1 protein-coding gene is annotated in these 619 nt (G+C 51.9%); it reads left to right on the forward strand.

All coding sequences use genetic code 11. The features are described from left to right. The coding region (locus tag C5S62_RS06250) for a glycoside hydrolase family 2 protein (protein ID WP_275541728.1) at positions 1–619 on the forward strand (619 nt) is incomplete at both ends.

The following is a 619-nucleotide window of genomic DNA, read 5'->3' on the forward strand; positions in this document are numbered from 1 at the left end:
ATGTATTACTGTTCGACCGTCGGGGCAATGCCGTGGCAGAACAACGTGGCACGACTTTTGCACGCAACGGGCAGGCACAGGTTGAAATGACACTGGAGAACCCGCTCAAGTGGACAGCGGAAACCCCAAATCTCTACCGTTTGCGGGTAGACCTGAAAAAGGATGGGCATTTGCTTGAAAGTCTGACACAGAACGTGGGCTTCCGCCGCATTGAAATAAAAAATGCACGCTTCCTGGTCAACGGACAACCGGTGCTCATCAAAGGTGCCGACCGTCATGAAATGGACCCCCTCGGAGCTTATGTGGTGCCAGTGGAACGCATGGTGCAGGATATCAGAATAATGAAAGAACTCAACATCAACGCCGTGCGCACCAGTCATTATCCCAACGACCCGCGGTGGTACGATTTGTGCGACCGCTACGGCATTTATGTGGTGGGGGAAGCTAATCTCGAAAGTCACGGAATGGGCTATGGTGATAAAACCCTTGCCAAAGTTCCCCTTTGGGAGCAGGCTCACATAGAGCGCAACCGCAATAATGTTTACGTGCTTAAAAACCATCCCTGCATCGTTACATGGAGTTTGGGCAACGAAGGGGTCAAGCCGAAATTCCGGTGCAT

The sequence above is a fragment of the Prevotella sp. MGM2 genome (assembly GCF_002933955.1).
In the GTDB taxonomy this organism is placed as follows: Bacteria; Bacteroidota; Bacteroidia; order Bacteroidales; family Bacteroidaceae; genus Alloprevotella.